Source organism: Streptomyces sp. NPDC044571, from assembly GCF_040647115.1.
In the GTDB taxonomy this organism is placed as follows: Bacteria; Actinomycetota; Actinomycetes; order Streptomycetales; family Streptomycetaceae; genus Streptomyces.
In genome coordinates, this window is the sequence record NZ_JBEZBN010000036.1 from 44,289 (window position 1) to 61,372 (window position 17,084).

The 17,084-nt window shown below is 75.2% G+C and carries 12 protein-coding genes; 7 read left to right on the top strand and 5 right to left on the bottom strand.

Annotated features, from left to right (window positions below; genetic code table 11):
* Positions 1–27 precede the first annotated feature (27 nt).
* On the bottom strand, positions 28–222 hold the full coding sequence (locus AB0B01_RS20240) for a hypothetical protein (RefSeq protein ID WP_356853947.1): 195 nt from the start codon (positions 220–222) through the stop codon (positions 28–30).
* 323 nt (positions 223–545) lie between these two features.
* Between AB0B01_RS20240 and AB0B01_RS20245 the strand changes: the two genes are divergently transcribed.
* Positions 546–968 carry an ankyrin repeat domain-containing protein gene (locus AB0B01_RS20245; RefSeq protein ID WP_361720587.1) on the top strand — a complete coding sequence of 141 codons (423 nt, stop codon included), beginning with the start codon at positions 546–548 and terminating at the stop codon, positions 966–968.
* A gap of 339 nt (positions 969–1,307) precedes the next feature.
* Positions 1,308–2,705, top strand: coding sequence for a HEAT repeat domain-containing protein (locus AB0B01_RS20250; protein ID WP_361720590.1), 1,398 nt, complete (start codon positions 1,308–1,310; stop codon positions 2,703–2,705).
* Between the two features lie 423 nt (positions 2,706–3,128).
* Here the strand turns inward: AB0B01_RS20250 and AB0B01_RS20255 are convergent, their stop codons facing one another.
* Genes AB0B01_RS20255 through AB0B01_RS20265 form a run of 3 tightly spaced genes read right to left on the bottom strand, consistent with a single transcriptional unit; the run spans position 3,129 to position 5,379 of the window.
* Entirely contained in the window at positions 3,129–3,995 is an 867-nt protein-coding gene (locus AB0B01_RS20255) for a biotin-dependent carboxyltransferase family protein (protein ID WP_361720593.1), read from the bottom strand.
* Positions 3,992–4,603 (bottom strand): allophanate hydrolase subunit 1, encoded by a 612-nt coding sequence (locus tag AB0B01_RS20260; RefSeq protein WP_361720596.1) that lies wholly within the window; start codon positions 4,601–4,603, stop codon positions 3,992–3,994. Before AB0B01_RS20260 ends, AB0B01_RS20255 begins: the two co-directional genes overlap by 4 nt.
* Complete coding sequence (locus AB0B01_RS20265) at positions 4,600–5,379, bottom strand: 5-oxoprolinase subunit PxpA (protein ID WP_361720599.1); 780 nt, start codon at positions 5,377–5,379, stop codon at positions 4,600–4,602. The genes AB0B01_RS20260 and AB0B01_RS20265 overlap by 4 nt, the downstream gene beginning before the upstream one ends.
* 108 nt (positions 5,380–5,487) lie before the next feature.
* Here AB0B01_RS20265 and AB0B01_RS20270 point away from each other — a divergent pair, with 108 nt between their 5' ends.
* The 3 genes from AB0B01_RS20270 (at position 5,488) to AB0B01_RS20280 (ending at position 12,851) form a co-directional block, all read left to right on the top strand.
* Positions 5,488–6,993, top strand: a complete 1,506-nt coding sequence (locus AB0B01_RS20270; RefSeq protein ID WP_361720602.1) for a hypothetical protein — start codon at positions 5,488–5,490, stop codon at positions 6,991–6,993.
* Positions 6,994–7,078: 85 nt separating this feature from the next.
* Positions 7,079–7,981, top strand: coding sequence for a hypothetical protein (locus AB0B01_RS20275; protein WP_361720605.1), 903 nt, complete (start codon positions 7,079–7,081; stop codon positions 7,979–7,981).
* A 52-nt stretch (positions 7,982–8,033) separates the two neighbouring features.
* Positions 8,034–12,851, top strand: coding sequence for a hypothetical protein (locus AB0B01_RS20280; protein WP_361720608.1), 4,818 nt, complete (start codon positions 8,034–8,036; stop codon positions 12,849–12,851).
* A gap of 183 nt (positions 12,852–13,034) precedes the next feature.
* Here AB0B01_RS20280 and AB0B01_RS20285 read toward each other — a convergent pair whose 3' ends face one another.
* On the bottom strand, positions 13,035–13,523 hold the full coding sequence (locus tag AB0B01_RS20285; RefSeq protein ID WP_361720611.1) for a hypothetical protein: 489 nt from the start codon (positions 13,521–13,523) through the stop codon (positions 13,035–13,037).
* A 347-nt stretch (positions 13,524–13,870) separates the two neighbouring features.
* Between AB0B01_RS20285 and AB0B01_RS20290 the strand changes: the two genes are divergently transcribed.
* Both AB0B01_RS20290 and AB0B01_RS20295 read left to right on the top strand, forming a co-directional pair.
* Positions 13,871–16,642: a nitrate- and nitrite sensing domain-containing protein gene (locus AB0B01_RS20290; RefSeq protein ID WP_361720614.1), complete on the top strand. Its 2,772-nt coding sequence runs from the start codon at positions 13,871–13,873 to the stop codon at positions 16,640–16,642.
* Positions 16,639–17,076, top strand: a complete 438-nt coding sequence (locus AB0B01_RS20295; RefSeq protein ID WP_361720617.1) for a roadblock/LC7 domain-containing protein — start codon at positions 16,639–16,641, stop codon at positions 17,074–17,076. The genes AB0B01_RS20290 and AB0B01_RS20295 overlap by 4 nt, the downstream gene beginning before the upstream one ends.
* The last annotated feature ends 8 nt before the right edge of the window (positions 17,077–17,084 follow it).

The following is a 17,084-nucleotide window of genomic DNA, read 5'->3' on the forward strand; positions in this document are numbered from 1 at the left end:
TCGGGCGGGACGGAGCGGCAGCGGACGCTAGAGCTTGATCCCGCCGAGCAGGCTCGCCAGGCTCGCGGTGCTCGCCGTGATGCTCGGCGCGATGGCGGAACCGGCGAGGAAGAAACCGAACAGCGAGCAGACGAACGCGTGCGAGAGCTTCAGCCCGTCCTTCTTGAAGAACAGGAAGGCGATGATGCCGAGCAGGACGACGCCTGAGATGGAGAGGATCATGAAGTTCTCCTGGTGGGTGGGGACAGTCACCATCAGTTGTTCCAGGCTCACAGGAAGTATCAATGCGATAAAAGGTGCAAATGGGTGACTCCCGGCATTTTTCACTTGACCGGCCGAGTCCGGCTGGCGTGCCCGCCGCGGACCGGCCGCGCACCGGCCCGCCTGGCCCGGCGGGGATCCTTGCCGTGGACACGCCCTCGTATGTGCAGGTCGGGGCGCTACTCTGACGCTTCACCCGTACGGACGCAGCACCGGGCACCCCGCTGCCCGCGCCGCCTGCCCCCATCCCGACTCGACTCGCTGACGAAAGGCGGACACGACCGATGAGCGAGCAGCACGAGCCCACCGGCGGCGCCCCGGGCGCCCCCGACGAGGACGTCATCGAACTGGCCACCAAGATCTTCGACCTCGCCCGCCAGGGCCAGACCGCCCTGCTCACCGCCTATCTCGACGCAGGGGTCCCCGCCAACCTCACCAACGACCGCGGCGACACCCTGGTCATGCTGGCCGCCTACCACGGCCACGCCGACACCGTCACCGCCCTGCTCGCCCGCGGCGCCGAGGCCGACCGCGCCAACGACCGCGGCCAGACCCCGCTCGCCGGCGCCGTCTTCAAGGGCGAGGAGGACGTCATCCGCGCCCTGCTCGCCGGAGGCGCCGACCCGAACGCCGGAACACCCTCCGCCGTCGACACGGCCCGCATGTTCGCCAAGGCCAACCTGCTGGACCTCTTCGGAGCCAAGTAGTCCGTTTTTGGCCGTGACCTGGCACGGTCCGACCGGTCCCCCAGCTCACGGGTTGATCACGACAGCCGTAAATGTGGTCGCGGTGCACAAACCGGCTGGGTCATCATGGCGTCGGATTCGATTCGCGAGCACGACGGACGGGCAGGACCGGGCAGGACACGACGGGTGTCCGAGCCCACCTGCCGAACCGGCCGCCGAGGTCGCGAAGCACCGACGAGAGTGAGAAGGCAATGGTCTACATCGAGCGGAACAAGACGGCGGACGTCCTCACATGCTGTTACGCGGCCCTGTGAATCCCGATTCCCGGTTGCGTCCCCAGCTTGATTTGAGGCCATTCCCATGTTCGAACCAGTCATAGCGCCGAGCGGCACCCTGCTCGGGCTCCTCCAGCGAGGCCGCGGCGACGGCACGCTGCACGCGCTCGCGGCGCCCAGAGCGGAAGCCCTCGCGGCGCTCAACCAGTGCGTGCTCCGCGACCCGCGCCAGGACTGGCAGGTCGAGAACCGCTCCCTGTACTACGCACGCCTGTACCTCGACCTCGACGGGCCCCTCGGCGAGATCGAGAGCCACCTCTTCAGCGCCGACGACCTCGTCGACGACACGGACCACCGGACCGGCCTCGCCCTGTCCGTCCTCGGCCACCTCGCCTCCTACGGGCGCGACGACGCACTCATGCTGCTGCGCCGCTACGCCGCCTCCGGCGCCAACTGGGCCTGGGCCCTCGACGAGCTCGCCCTGCGCGACGACGACCAGGGGCTGCGCTCCCTCGCCGCGCCGGTCCTCGCGAGATTCCCCGCCGGCGAGGAGGGTGAGGCGCGGCTGGCCGCCGCCGTACGCGACGCCTACGAGCCCCGGCCGTGGTTCCTCTGGGAGGAACTGCCCGCCTACGGAGAGCGGCTGCGCGCAGCCCGCCGCCAGGGCTCCTTCGACCGCTGGCAGCGCCAGCTCACCCCCAACGGCCCCCGGCCCGGCTGGGGCGTCCAGGCCGTCTTCGACTGGGCCGCGGACGGGCTGCGCCGCGGAACCCCGCTGCACGTCCCCGCCGCGCGATGCCTCGCCGCCGTGGCCGCCCCCGAAGACCGCTCCGCCATCCTCGCGGCCGCCGCCGGCACCCTCGGCGAAGCCGCCCGGGCCACCGCCCTGCACCACCTGGTCCTCGCCGAGCCGGACAACCCGGCCGTGCTGGACCTCATCGAAGCCGCCGCGGACGAGCCCGCCGTCGCCGCCTACGAGCGCATGATCGGCCCCGCGGCCGTCGAACGGGCCCGACGCTGGGTCCACCGCCCCGACGCCCTCGGCGCGGCCGCCGCCGCCCTCCTGGCCGCCCACGGCGACGCCGAGGACGCCGGCCTGGTCCTGGGCGCCCTCCGCTCCACCGTCCGCGGCTCCGGCCCGGACTCCCCGCGGCTCTTCGCCCTGGTGGACGGAGCGGGCCGGCTGTCGATCGGCTGCGCGGCGCCGGTGCTGCGCCACGTCTACCGCGAGACGGCCTCGTCCCACCTCCGCGGCCGGGCGGCCCGGGCCCTGGCCGCCACCGACCCGTCCTTCGCCGCGGGCTTCGCGGTGGAATGCCTCTGGGACTGCGAGGAGACCACCCGCGAGGTGGCGGCCCACCACGCGGAAACCGCGGACGCCCGCGTGGCCCCGAGACTGCGCAGGCTGGCCGCGGACCCGGCGGAGGAGGAAGACGTCCAGTCGGCGGTGCGCAGTCGGATTGCGCCGGAGTCGGCGGTGTAGGAGGCCTGGGGGCCTGGGGGGGGGATTCCCGGGCCGGGGTCGGCGGGGTTCGGGGGCGTCCCGTCAGTCCACTGTCCTTCCGTGTCGGTCCGGCCCGTCAAGGGCGCTCCTCCTCGTCGTCGCGTCGCTTCGCGATGGCCTTCGGCCACCCTTGACTGACCGGCCCGCCCCGGAAAGACAAAGACTGCCGGGAAGCCCCCGAAGGATGGCCGGGGGGTTCGTGTTCAGGGGCGGCCCGTCAGCGATCCCCGGGCCGTTCCCTGTTCCCGTGCGGGGTCGATGGATCCCCTCTCCGAGCGCAGGTCGGGTCGAGCCGCAGACGACGCCGATGAGGTTGGGCATCGGGGACCGGTGGGGGCCGCCATCGCCTCGGATCGCTACACAGCCCGTCCCGGCTTGGCGTCCGGCGGCCGCCAGGCCCTCTCATACCGCCCCCACGAACCTGACCGGCACCCCCGGCCTCGCCTGGGCCGCCGCGTTCAGAGCGGGGCCCGGGGGGACCACGCCGACCACCGGGTAGCCGCCCGTCACCGGGTGGTCCGCCAGGAACACCACCGGCAGGCCGTCCGGGGGGACCTGGACCGCGCCCAGGACCATGCCCTCGCTCGGGAGTTCCCCCGGGCGGCTGCGGGCCAGCGCGGGGCCCGCCTCCGTGCGCAGGCCGATGCGGTTGGACGCCGGCGAGACCCGGTACGTCGCATGCCGCAGGGCCGCCAGTGACGCCGGGTCGAACCAGTCCGCACGGGGCCCCGGCCGCAGCGGCAGCACCAGCTCGGCCGGCGGTCCCGGCACCCCGAGCTCGTCCGCCCCGCGTACCGGGTCCGGGCCGGGCGGGCCCACCGGCAGCACCATGCCGGCCGTCAGCACGTCCGGCCCCAGCCCCGACAGCAGGTCCCGCGAGCGGCTGCCCAGCACCGGGGGCACGGCCAGGCCGCCCCGCACTCCTACGTAGCTGCGCAGCCCCGACTCCGCCCGGCCGACCTCCAGCTCCGCCCCCGCCGGGAGCCGGACCGGGGCTCCCCAGGCCGCCGGGCGGCCCGACACCCGTACCGCGCAGGGCGCTCCCGTGACCGCCACCGTCAGCGGGGCCAGCGCGTGCAGGGCGACCCCGTCGAGGGTGGTCTCCAAGGCCGCAGCCTGCGCGGGGTTGCCCAGCAGGCGGTTGGCCAGCGCGTACGCGGCCGTGTCCAGGGCGCCGGACCGGGGTACGCCCAGGTGGGCGTAGCCCGGCCGCCCCTGGTCCTGGACGGTGGTCAGGGCCCCGGGCCGTACGACCTCCAGCGCTCTCACCGGCCCGCCTCCTCGAAGCGCACCCGTACCCCCGGCGCGAACAGCGCCGCCGGTTCCCGGTCCGGGTCCCACAGCACCGCGTCCGTGGTCCCGATCAGCTGCCAGCCGCCGGGGGAGGAGCGCGGGTACACCCCTGCGTACTCGCCCGCGAGCGCCAGCGAGCCCGCCGGGACGGCGGTGCGCGGGGTGGCCCTTCGGGGCAGGTGGAAGCGTTCCGGCAGCCCCGTCAGATAGCCGAAGCCGGGGGCGAAGCCGCAGAACGCCACCCGGAAGACGGTGCCGCCGATGAGGCCGCGGACCTCCGCGGGGTCCATTCCCCACCTGTGGGCCACCTCCGCCAGGTCCGGCCCGTCGTAGCGGACCGGCACGCTGACGAGCGGGCCCTCGGTCAGCGCGAGCGGCGCCACCTCCCAGCGCGCCATCCGCTCCGCCAGCGCGCCCGGCTCCCGTACGCCGTCCAGCAGGACGGTGCGGGCCGCCGGCACGATGTCCCGCACCGGGCCGATCTCCGCCCGGCGCCGCTGCAGCTCCGCGTGCCACGCGGCCACCTCGGCGGCCGAGTCCAGCTCGATCAGCAGCGCCTCGCCGCCCACCACGAGCGGCCTCACGCGAAGGCCTCCACCCGGACCCCGGCGGCCCCCAGCGCCTCCCGTACCCGGCGGGCGAGCAGCGCCGCCCCCGGCGTGTCCCCGTGGACGCACAGGGAGCGCGCCGCCACCGCCACCCGGGAGCCGTCGGCGGCGGTCACCGCGCCCTCGGCGGCCATCGCGACCGCCCGGGCGACCACGGCGTCCGCATCGTGCAGCACCGCCCCGGGCTCACCGCGCGGTACGAGCGTGCCCGCCGGGGTGTAGGCACGGTCGGCGAACGCCTCCGGTACGGCCGTCAGGCCCGCCGCCTCGGCGGCCGCCAGCAGCACCGACCCCGGCAGGCCCAGGACCGGCAGGTCACCGGACCCGGCCGCCGTCCGCACCCCGGCGACGACGGCCCCCGCCTGCTCGGCGTCGTACACGGTGCGGTTGTACAGCGCGCCGTGCGGTTTCACGTACGACACCCGGGATCCGGCGGCCCGTGCGAACACCTCCAGCGCCCCGATCTGGTACGCCACCTCGTCGGCCAGCTCACCGGCCGGCACGTCCATGGCGCGCCGCCCGAAGCCCGCCAGGTCGCGGTAGGACACCTGGGCGCCGATCCGTACCCCGCGCTGCACCGCCAGCTCGCAGACCCGGCGCATGGTGGACGGGTCGCCGGCGTGGAATCCGCACGCGACGTTGGCGCTCGTGACGACGGACAGCAGCGCCTCGTCGTCCGTCAGCGTCCAGCGTCCGAAACCCTCACCGAGGTCGGCGTTGAGGTCGATCAGAGGTGTGATCATGGAGGCCATGCCGTGAGGGTAGAACAGCGTCCGCGCCGCGTTCCCGCGCGCCGGGGACCGATCCGGCCGAACCATGCCGTTTGGGATGTTGTCCGTGACAGCGCCTAGTCTTTGTCCGTGACTCTCCCTGCCCCGGCGAAGACCCTCCCGTCCCCGGCGCCGGGCCCGGCCGCCGACGAGGGCCTGGCCCGGCGGCTGCGCGCGCTCGCCTGCACCGCCCCGCTGCACGACCTCGACGTACGCAAGGCCAATCTCGCCGGCGAGTACGGGATCTATGCGATGGCCGAGGTCGCCCTCGCCGCGATCGACCTGGTCACGCTCACGATGGACTTCGACACGGGCGCCGACCACGAGCAGATCGTCGCCAGGCTGCTCCCGCGCGTCGCCGCGCAGGCGCCGGCCCGCCCTGCGGCCGAGCACGAGCGGGTGGCCCGCTGGGTCCTGGAGAACCTGATCAACGTCGGCAGCGTCGACCGGGGCTTCCGCGCGAACTACGGCACGTTCGGCCCCGACGGGGTGTACGTCCGCCGGGACTACGACTTCAAGCTGATCGAGGAAGTCCCCGGCTACGGGGGCGCGGTGTACCTGCGCACGACCGACGAGGCCGTCAACGTCCTGGTCGGCGCCCTCGACACGGACGTCACCAGCGCGCAGATCGCGGCCGAGGTGAAGCTGGAGGTCCTGATCAGCCGCGGCCGGCTGGCGGACGCCCAGCTGGCCGCCGAGCAGGCCCGCTACCGCACCGTGCAGTACGCGGAGACCCTGCGCCGTACGTTGGACGCGACGCGGCGAAACGTCCGGGCCGTGGACTGGCTGCAGTCCGTGCCCGACATGATCGAGGAGGCGCTCGACCACGTCGCCGACCGCTACCGCCACGAGAACGCGATCCTGACCAACATCCGCAAGGCCCGCGACGAGGCGGTGGAGCCCGAGAACAAGCGGCGCGCCGCCGAGCTGGTCGACATCGTCAAGGACTGCATCCGCCGCCACACCCAGCTCCAGTCGAGGCTCCTCGACGCGGGCCCGCTCTTCCGCGCCGAACAGGACCGCCAGGCCTTCGCCGCCCCGGCCCGGCGCACCGGCATCGACCTCTACGGCCAACTGGTGGCTCCCGTGCTGCCGTTGCCGCTCGCCGACGCCACCCGCGTCACCGACGCCTTCTTCGCGCGGGGCACGGGGCTGCGCACGCCCGTCTCCGTGCGGGTCGCCGACCTGGTGGAGATACTCCTGACCCCGCCGGTGGAACGGGAGCACCTCGGCGCGGAGATGCCGGAGCCGGACCTGATCGCCACCCCCGACGACAGCCGCTTCAGCGAGGAGCAGCTCGCCGCCGCGATGCAGCTGCTGGACCTCCCCCACGACGCGCCGCGCCGCCTGTCGGGCCTGCTGGCCGAGGCCCGGCGCACCGACCCGGACCTGCCGTACCTGGTCGCGCTGCTGGCGGTGCACGCGGCGAGCCCGGCGGTGGGCACGGCCTACCGCCAGGGCGAGGAACGGCTGCTGTTCGCGGTGGACGACGGCACCACGCTCGACGACCCCGAATTCGGCGGCGCGGACCTGATCGTCGGCACGGCCCTGCTGGACGCGGCGGCGATGACCGCGGACCGCACGGAGGCCTCATGACCCCCGCCCCCCGTCCGCTGCCGCCCCGCGGGCGGGCCCCGCGAACCGCCGCCGAAACCACCGCACACCACGAGAGGCAGTACCCGTGAGCGACCACCACGCCGAGCACCCCGCGTGGAGCGAGGCCGACGCGCCGCCGGCCCCGGTCGCGCCCGCGCAGAGCACGGGCGTCACCCCCGCCGACGCCGCGGACGCCGCCCGGCTCGTCGCCTTCGGGCTGCAGCCCAAACTGCTCCCCACCCGCGACGCCGAGTACACCGAGCTGCTGCGCCGCTACCGCGAGGACCCCGCCTTCGGGCGGCTCGCCGATGCCGTCGCCACCGGCCTCGGGCTCGTCGTCCTGGAGGTCTCGCCCCGCGCGGGCATGGCCGTGGCCGCGGGAGAGGACTCGGTGTTCGCCGTGCGGATGGGCGACTACGCCCGGCGCACCGCCGCCGACTCCGCCGACCGGTTCCTGCACGGCCTGGCCCACCTCGCCCTCGCCGCCCTCGCCTTCCCCCGCCCCGAGGACCTCGCCGACGACGCCTACATCGGCCGCGTCACCGTCAACGGGGTCGACGCCTTCGTCCGGCAGGCCTGCCGCCGCCTGGAGGAGCGTGCCGAGGAGCTGGGGGAGAACACCGACCCGGCCACCGACCGCCCCGGCCTGGAGGCCGCCTGGCGCGTCTACGCCCGCCGCAGCGCCACCGGCGCCACCAAGGACGCCCGCCGCCTCGCCGGTTCCACCACCGGCATCGTCGGCAAGGCCGCCGCCTTCCTCACCGACTCCGGCTTCCTCCAGCGCACCGGTGACGACGCCGGAGGCACGTACCGCACCACCCCCCGCTACCAGCTCCAGGTGCGCGACATGGCGGGAAGCGCGGCCATGGCCGAACTCCTGGACCTCGGCGTGGTCCCCGTCAGCGACGGCTCCGCGAGCCTCCTGCCGCCGCCCGAGGGCGACGACCTGGAGCTCGCCGCCGACGCCGGCCTGCCCTTCCACGCCTGAGCCTCCGCCCCCGTCCCGTACGACCTACGAAAGACCACGAGAGTCCGCCGCCATGTACGAGCTGTCCCGGATCCGCCTCTACTCCATCGGGCCCGCCGGTGCGCGCTACGCCGACACCGTGCTCGACCTGCGCGGAGTCGGCGAGCCGGTGCCCCACCCGGCGCCCGCGCAGGCGGAGTTCTTCGAGGACGAGCCCACCGGCCCGCCGCGCCGGCCCGCGCCCGCCGGTGTGCTCTTCCTGGAGAACGGCGGCGGCAAGTCCGTCCTGCTGAAGCTGATCTTCTCGGTGATGCTGCCAGGACACCGCAACACCCTCGGCGGCGCCAGCTCCGGCGTGCTGCGCAAGTTCCTCCTCGCCGACGACTGCGGCCACGTCGCGCTGGAATGGCAGCACACCCAGACCGGCGAGTGCGTGGTCGTCGGCAAGGTCAGCGAATGGCGCGGCCGCCAGGTCTCCAACGACCCGCGGAAGTTCGCCGAGGCCTGGTACTCCTTCCGGCCCGGGCCCGGCCTGAGCCTGGACAACCTCCCGGTCGCCGAGGCCACCGCCGTCCGCCCGCCCGTCGAGGGGGCCTCCGGCGCCCAGGGCCGGCGCCGCACCATGAAGGGGTTCCGCGACGCCCTCACCGAGGCCGGCAAGGCCTACCCGCACCTTGAGGTGTACTTCGAGGAGATCCACGACCGCTGGAACGAACACCTCACCGAACTCGGCCTCGACCCCGAACTCTTCCGCTACCAGCGCGAGATGAACGCCGACGAGGGCGAGGCCGCGGGCCTCTTCGCGGTCAAGAAGGACTCCGACTTCACCGACCTGCTGCTGCGCGCCGTCACCGACACGCGCGACACCGACGGCCTCGCCGACCTGGTCCACGGCTTCGGCAACAAGCTCGGCCGCCGCTCCGAACTCATGGCCGAACGGGACTTCACCGCCGGCTCCGTCGATCTCCTCACCAAGATCGTCGAGGCTGCCGAGACCCGCTCCCGGCTGCGCGACGTCCACGCGGGCGCCGAACGCCGCACCCGCACCCTGGCCCGCCGGCTGTCCGCCCGCGCTGCCGAGGAGCGGGGGCGTGCGGCCGATCTCGCCCAGCGGGTCACCGCTGCCGCCCATGCCGTCACCGCCGCCGAGTCCGCGCGCGCCCGCAGCGCCGCGATCTCCGCCGAACTCGCCTACCGGCACGCCTCGCTGGCCCTGACGGTCGCCGACAAGGCCGCCGCCGCCCAGCGCCGCGAGCTCCTCGAAGCCCGCACCCTGCACTCCGCCTGGCAGGCCGCCGAGACGGTGTTGCGCCACCGCGCGGCCGCCGACCGCTCCGCCCGGGTCGCCGCCGCGATCCTGGAGGCCGAGCGGGACGCCGCCCCGGCCCTGGCCGCGCGCGCCACCGCGGCCGCCGCGCTCGTACGCGCCCTGCACACCGCCGCCGAGGACGGCGAACGCCTGGCCAACGAGGAGGAGGAGCGTTCCGCCGCCCTCCAGGAAGCCGGTGAGGCCGCGCACCGCGACGCCACCGCCGCCGCCACCGCCGCCCAGCGCGCCCGCAGCGAGGCCGAGCACCTGCGGGCGCGGCTGTCCGAGGTCCAGCAGGAGACCGCCGAGGCCGTCCGGGCCGGCTGGCTCGACGACTCGGCGCCGGACGCCGACCCGGCCCGCGCCGCCCTCGCCGCCAGCGACGCCGAGCAGACCGCCGTGGCCGCCTGGGACGAGGCCCGCGAGGCCGCCCGCACCGCAGCCGAAGCCGCCCGCGAGGCCGCCGCCGCGGAGTCCCGCGCCGAACTCACCGCCGCCCGCGCCGCGGACGCCGCCGACGCGGCCGAAGCCGCCCACCAGGCGGAGCACCGCGCCGCGCAGTCCCTCGCCGCCGCCCCCCGCCTCGCCGAGCTCCTGGGCCTCCCGTCGGCGCCGGACACCTTCCTCCCGCACCCGCGCGGAGCCACGCCCGCCGGCACCCCCGGCGCCGCCTCTGCCCGATCGGGCAGCGCCCCCGGTGCCTCCGCTGACCCCGGGGCACCGGGGGCCACCGCCCGCGGCTCCGCAGGAGCCGGAGCGTCCGGCTCCGACGACCCCGGCGCAGCCGGACGGCCCGGCGCGGCGGCCGCAGCAGCCGGTGCCCGCACCCCGGCTCCCGCCACCGCAGGATGGCTCACCGCCGAGGAACTCGACCGGAACGCCGACGAGCTCCACACCCTGCTCACCGACGGGGTCGCCTCGGCCGAACGCCAGCTGTTCGAGCTGCGCACGGCCGCCGCCGACGACGCCCGGATCCTCGGCGCGCTCGGCGACGGCGGGCTGCTGCCGCCCGGCCCCGACGTCCTCGCCACCGTCGAGTACCTCGGCGAGCACGGCATCCCGGCACTGCCCGGCTGGCGCTACCTCGCCCAGTCCGTGGACCCGGCCGACCACGCCGCGGTCCTCGCCGCCCGCCCCGAACTCGTCGACGGCGTGGTCATCACCGACCCCGACACCCACGCCCGGGCCCGCGAAGTCCTGTCCGGCGCAGCCCTGCTGCCCCGCTCGACCGTCGCCGTCGGCACGGCCGCGGCCCTGCTGGCACCCGTGCCCCCCGCGGGCGGCGACGCCGCGGGAGCCTCCGGGATCTTCATCGTCCCGCCGAACCCGGCCATGCACGACGAGCACGCCGCCGACGAGGAACGCCAGGCGCTGCGCAGCCGCGCCACCGCCCGCGACACCGAGATCCGGGACCTGGCGGCCCGGCTCGCCGGGGACCGCGAACTCGCCGCCCGGCTCGGCTCCTGGCGCACCGGCTGCCCGCCCGGCCGCCTCGCCGAACTCGCCCGGCAGGCCGAGGCGGCCCGCGCCTTCGCCGAGGAGGCGGACGCCGAACTCGCGGAGGCCCGTACCGTACGCGCCGAGGCCGACGAGGCCGCCGCCGACGCGGCCCGCGTCCGCGACGAACGCCAGGACACCGCCCAGCGCGCCCGCCGGGCCGCCGACGCCCTCGCCGGCCTCGCCTTCCGCCTGCGCGAACGCGCCGGCTGGCAGGCCAAGGTCCGCGAACTCGCCGACGAGGCCGCCGAGTCCGAGGCCCGCGCCGAGTCCTGCCTGGCCCGCGCCCGCGCCGCCGACGAGGACCGCCGGGCCGCCCAGCGCGCCGCCGACGACGCCCGCCGCACCGCCCGCGCCCTGCGCGCCGAACGCGCCGAGATCGCCGGCGCTCCCGAGGCCCTCCCGGAGGAGGACGCCGCGCCCAAGGCACCCCTGCCCGATCTGCGCGAGGCCTACCGGGCCGCCTCCCGGCTCTACGAGAAGGTCGGCGTCGGCGCGGACCTGCGCGCCGAGCAGGCCCGCGCCGAGAGCGACGAGAGCGCGGCCCTCGCCGAACTGGACCGGCTCACCAACAAGGTCCGCACCCGCGCCGCCCAGCTCCTCGAAGGCACCGACGGCGCCGACGGCCCCTCCCGGCAGGCCGCCGCCGCCCGCGCCGAAGCCCTCGTACAGATGCTGGAGACCCGTGCGTCGGCCGCCAGCGAGCAGCTCGGCCGACTGCGGGGCGAGGCCGAACGGCACGCGCCGACCGAGGGGGAAGCGCACACCGACCTCCCCGAGGAACTCGTCCCCGCGGACGTCGAACACGCCCAGGCCCTGCTGCGCACCGCGACCGCCCAGCTGGCCGCCCACACCGCCGCCGTCGAGACCGCCCGCGCCGCACACGCCGACCTGCTGCGCGCCCATCGGGCCGCCGAGGACGGCGCCGGCGGCTTCGACGAGACCGCCGCCATGCTGCGGGACCTGCTGCGCGACCACACCCACCAGGACGACGAGCAGGAGCCGGCGGCCCACCGGGGCACGCTGGAGGAGGCCCGCCAGTCCGCCGCCGAGGCCCGCCGCTCCCTGCGCGGCTGCGCCGCCGACCTCTCGGCCGCCGAAGCCGCCGTGCGGGAGTCCAGCGACATCCTCGTCCGGCACGCCAACGCCACCCGCTACGAGCAGGTACGCACCCCGGCCCGCCAGCAGATCCGCGAACTGCCCGCCTCCGCCCTGCCCGAGCACGCGGCGGCCTGGGCCGCGGCCTTCGCCCCGCGGCTGCGCGTCCTCACCGACGAACTGGCCCAGCTGGAGCGCAACCGCGACAGCATCGTCGACCGGCTGCGCGGACTCGTCGAATCGGCCCTGGCCACCCTCCGCTCCGCCCAGCGGCTCTCCCAGCTCCCCGAGGGCCTGGGGGAGTGGTCGGGGCAGGAGTTCCTGCGCATCCGCTTCGACGAGCCCGACCAGGCGACCCTGACCGAGCGGTTGGGCGAGGTCATCGACGAGGCGACCCGTACGGCCGTGAAGAAGAACAGCGGCGCCTCCTTCGGCGAGGGCCGCCGCGACGGCATGTCCCTGCTGCTCCGCGGGGTCCAGGCGGCGCTGGAGCCCAAGGGCGTCTCCGTGGAGATCCTCAAGCCGGACGCGGTGCTGCGCGCCGAGCGGGTGCCGGTCGGCCAGATGGGCGACGTGTTCTCCGGCGGTCAGCTGCTGACCGCTGCGATCGCCCTGTACTGCACGATGGCGGCGCTGCGCAGCAACGACCGGGGCCGGGACCGCCACCGCCACGCGGGCACGCTGTTCCTCGACAACCCCATCGGGCGCGCGAACGCCACGTACCTGCTGGAACTACAGCGGGCCGTCTCCGACGCGCTCGGTGTGCAGCTGCTGTACACCACCGGCCTGTTCGACACCACGGCGCTCGCGGAATTCCCGCTGGTGATCCGGCTGCGCAACGATGCCGACCTGCGGGCGGGGCTGAAGTACATCAGCGTCGAGGAGCATCTGCGACCGGGGCTCCCCCAGCCGTCCGCGGAGGAGGAGACCATTCACGGCGAGATCACGGCGACCCGCATGTTCCGCCGCTCCGCGGTCAACTCCTGACGGCGGCCCCAAGCGGCCCCAAGCGGGCCGCCGGCAGGGCCCCGGCGGGCATGCCCCTGGCGGCGCCGGCGGGTACGACCCCGGCGGCGCCAGGCCGGCCGTCGGTAGGCCTCGGGCGGCACCACCCCGTGCCAACGGCCCCGGCCCGGCCGCCCCGGCCTGGCTGCCCCCCCCCCGGCCCGCCTATCCCCGGCCCGAGGTCGCCTGGTAGTGCCGGTCACCGGCCGCCGACGGCCAGGCGGCCATCCGGCCGCCCCCGGCGGGTCGGCGTATTCGGCCTGCCGGGCCGGGCTGCGCCGCGGCACGGGCCGCCCGGCGGACCCGGCGCTGCTCGCGCCGCAGCGCCCGCGCCGTGCTGCTCGGCTCCGACACGACCCCGTACCGCTGGTTCCACGTCTGCCGGGTGATCAGTACGTCCAGCACCCCCCAGGTGGCGACCACGGTCCCGGCTATCGCCCCCAGCGCCATCGGCAGGGCCAGCCAGGAGCCGGTGAGCGTGAGAAGGAAGGCGATCGTCGACTGCGTCAGCGTCAGGGCGACGATCAACACCGCCCGCACCGCCGCTTCGCGCACCGGATCCGGCATCCGGCGCCGCTCGGCCGGCTCCACCTGCCACAGCGACCGCCTCACCGAACCGGCCGCGCCGTTGTCCTCGTCCTCGTAGAACCCCATGGTGCACCCCTACCCCGACGTATCCCCTCGAACAGGTAGACGTTCGGCCCCGTCGGGAGATTCCCGTATCGCGGACTTCTTCTGCGCGGCTACCCAGTCCGGAACGAATAATTCCAGCCATCCATCCGATTGCGGGAACCGATACCCCACTCAGGGTCATCTGCCACATAACGGGCTGCTCTTGACCGGAAGTGTCGGACAACTCGTGATCTAAGCCCAGGGGTCCGGCCGAAAACGTCCGGACACGCCTTCGAAGCCGCCCCCCGGCAGTAGTAGGCTCACGCCGTTTAAATGACGGAACACCGACCCCCGCCAACGGGGTTGAGCTGGGGGAGGCTGAGGACGCCATGCGCTTTCGCGGGAAGTCCATCCGCCGGAAGATCGTGGCGTTGCTTCTGGTGCCGCTCGTCTCCCTCACCGCACTGTGGGGCTTCGCCACCGTCATCACCGGACAGCAGGCCGTCCAACTCCTCGACGTCGCCTACGTCATCGACAAGGTCGGCTACCCCATCGAGGACGTCGTCCGCGTCATCCAGAAGGAACGCCGCCAGACCCTCGTCGTCCTCGGCGACCCCCGGGCCGCCACCGCCACCGCCGAACTCACCAAGCGCCGCGCCGCGACCGACGAGCTCGTCGACCGGATCAGCAAGGACGCCAAGGACCCCGAGGTCGTCGACGAGCTGACCCCCGCGACCGCCCAGCGCCTCGACTCCATCCTCGACGCCTTCCACGGCATCGGTACCCTGCGCCGCTCCGTCGACCAGAACACCCTCGACCCGAGCCAGGCACTGGAGCTGTACAGCCGCCTCGTCGACCCCTGCTACGACTTCCTCATGAACCTCCACGCCCTCCAGGACGTGGAGATGGACAAGCAGGGCCGCGCCCTCGTCGGCATCACCCGCGCCCGCGAGGCGCTCTCCCGCGAGGACGCCGTCATCGCGTCCGCCCTCGCCGCCCGCAACGTCAGCCCGGCCGACATCCGCCGCGTCTCCGACCTCGCCGCCAACCGCGCGCTGCTCTACGAGTTCAACCTCGCGATCCTCCCCGCCGCCGAACGCGACCTGTTCGAGCAGTACTGGGCCGGCCCGGACACCAAGCCGCTGCGCGACGCCGAGGAACGTTTCATCGCCGGCGGCCCCGGCAAGAACCCGCGCGTCACCGCGGCCCAGTGGGACGAGGCCGCCAACAGGGTCCTCGACGAGGTCGCCGCCATGGGCACCGCCGCCGGCGACCGCTACCAGAAGCGCGTCGAGCCCGTCGCCATGAAGGTCCTGCTCCAGGCCGCCGTCGCCGGCATCCTCGGCTTCATCGCCCTCGTCGTCTCCCTCGTGCTGTCCGTGCGCATCGGCCGTAACCTGGTCCGCGACCTGTCCCGGCTCCGCAAGGAGGCCCACGAGGTCTCCGGAGTGCGGCTGCCCGCGGTCATGCGCCGCCTCGCGGCCGGCGAACACGTCGACGTCGAGACCGAGGCCCCCCGCCTGGAGTACGAGAAGGACGAGGTCGGCCAGGTCGGCCTGGCCCTCAACACCCTCCAGCGCGCCGCCGTGGAGGCCGCCGTCAAGCAGGCCGAGCTGCGCCGCGGCGTCTCCGAGGTCTTCGTGAACCTGGCCCGCCGCAACCAGGTGCTGCTGCACCGCCAGCTGACCCTGCTCGACACCATGGAACGGCGCACCGAGGACACCGAGGAGCTCGCCGACCTCTTCCGCCTCGACCACATGACCACCCGCATGCGCCGCCACGCCGAGGGCCTGGTGATCCTCTCCGGCGCCGCCCCCTCCCGCCAGTGGCGCAAGCCCGTCCAGCTCATGGACGTCGTCCGGGCCGCCGTGGCCGAGGTCGAGGACTACGAGCGCATCGAGGTGCGCCGCCTGCCGCGGCTCGGCATCGCCGGCCCCGCGGTCGCCGACGTCACGCACCTCGTGGCCGAACTCCTGGAGAACGCCACCGTCTTCTCCCCGCCGCACACCGCGGTCCAGGTGCACGGCGAGCGCGTCGCGAACGGCTTCACCCTGGAGATCCACGACCGCGGGCTCGGCATGAACCCGGAGGCCCTGCTCGACGCGAACCTCCGGCTCGCCGAGACCCCCGAGTTCGAGCTCTCCGACACCGACCGGCTGGGCCTGTTCGTCGTCAGCCGCCTCGCGCAGCGCCACGGCGTCAAGGTCGTCCTGCAGCCCAGCCCGTACGGAGGGACCACCGCGGTGGTCTTCCTCCCGGCGGACCTGCTGACCGAGGCGCCCGAGACCAACGGCACCGGCCTGCGCCTCGGGGACGGCAAGGGCGCCAGGAACGGCAAGGCCACGGCCCGCCCGGCCCGGAGCGTCGTGCGGCACGCCGCGGGCGGCCGCTCACTGCCCGCCTCCGACCTGCGCGGCCCCGTGGAACTGGAGGCCCCGCTCGGCCTGGACGGCATCGACGACGCCTCCGACGAGGCCGGCCCCCGCCCCGCGGGCCTCGGCGGCGTCGGCGGCCGGCCGCCCGCCATGGCCACGCTGGACGACGAGACCCCGCCGGGCGGCACCCCGCGCAGCGCCCTGCTGGGGCTGCGCCCGGCCGACCGCCCGCGAGCCGACCGCTCCCACCCGGACCGCCCGCACACCGACCGCCCGCGAGCCGACCGCGAGCGGGAGCGGGAACCGCTCGCGCCCACCGGCCCGGTGCGCCTGCAGAGCTCCCGCCTGGACACGGCACGCCCGGACGGCCCGCGCGCCCACGGGGCCGTGCCGCTCCCGCGCCGCCGGCCCACGCCCACGCTGGTCGCCGACCACGGCCGCCGCGTGGAGCCGCGTCCGGTCACGGCGGTACCGGAGCCTCCCGCTGTCCCCGCCGCCCGGCCCGGCGACGCCCGCCCGGTCGAGGGCCCCGGCGGCCTGCCCAAGCGCGTCCGCCAGGCCAACCTGGCGCCCCAGCTCAAGAACGCCCCGGCCCCCGTACCCGCCGAGGCGGCCACCGACCCGGTGCAGGAGCGCGACGCGGAAGACGTACGTACACGCATGTCCGCACTCCAGCGCGGCTGGACGGCGGGCCGCCGACACGAGGCACAGCAGCAGTCCGAGACCGGAACCGGCACCTCCGCCGCCTCCGGTCCCGCGAACGAGAACGAGGGGGACGGTCGATGACCGCACCGCAGACCGGCAACGACACCCGGGGCCGCGGCTCCGGCCCGCTCAACTGGCTCCTCGACGAGCTCGTCGACCGGGTCGGCAGCATCCGCAAGGCGGTGGTCCTCTCGGGCGACGGCCTGCCCACCGGCAGCTCCAAGGACCTGACCCGCGAGGACAGCGAGCACCTGGCCGCCGTGGCCTCCGGCTTCCACAGCCTGGCCAAGGGAGTGGGGCGCCACTTCGACTCCGGCAAGGTCCGCCAGACCGTGGTCGAGCTCGACGAGGCGTTCCTCTTCGTCATGGCCGCCGGCGACGGCAGCTGCCTGGCGGTGCTCTCCGACGCCGACTCCGACGTCGGGCAGGTCGCTTACGAGATGACCTTGATGGTCAAGCGGGTGGGCGACCACCTGGCGACCGCGCCGCGCTCCGGGCTGCCAGCCGGAGGGTGAGGCGCACG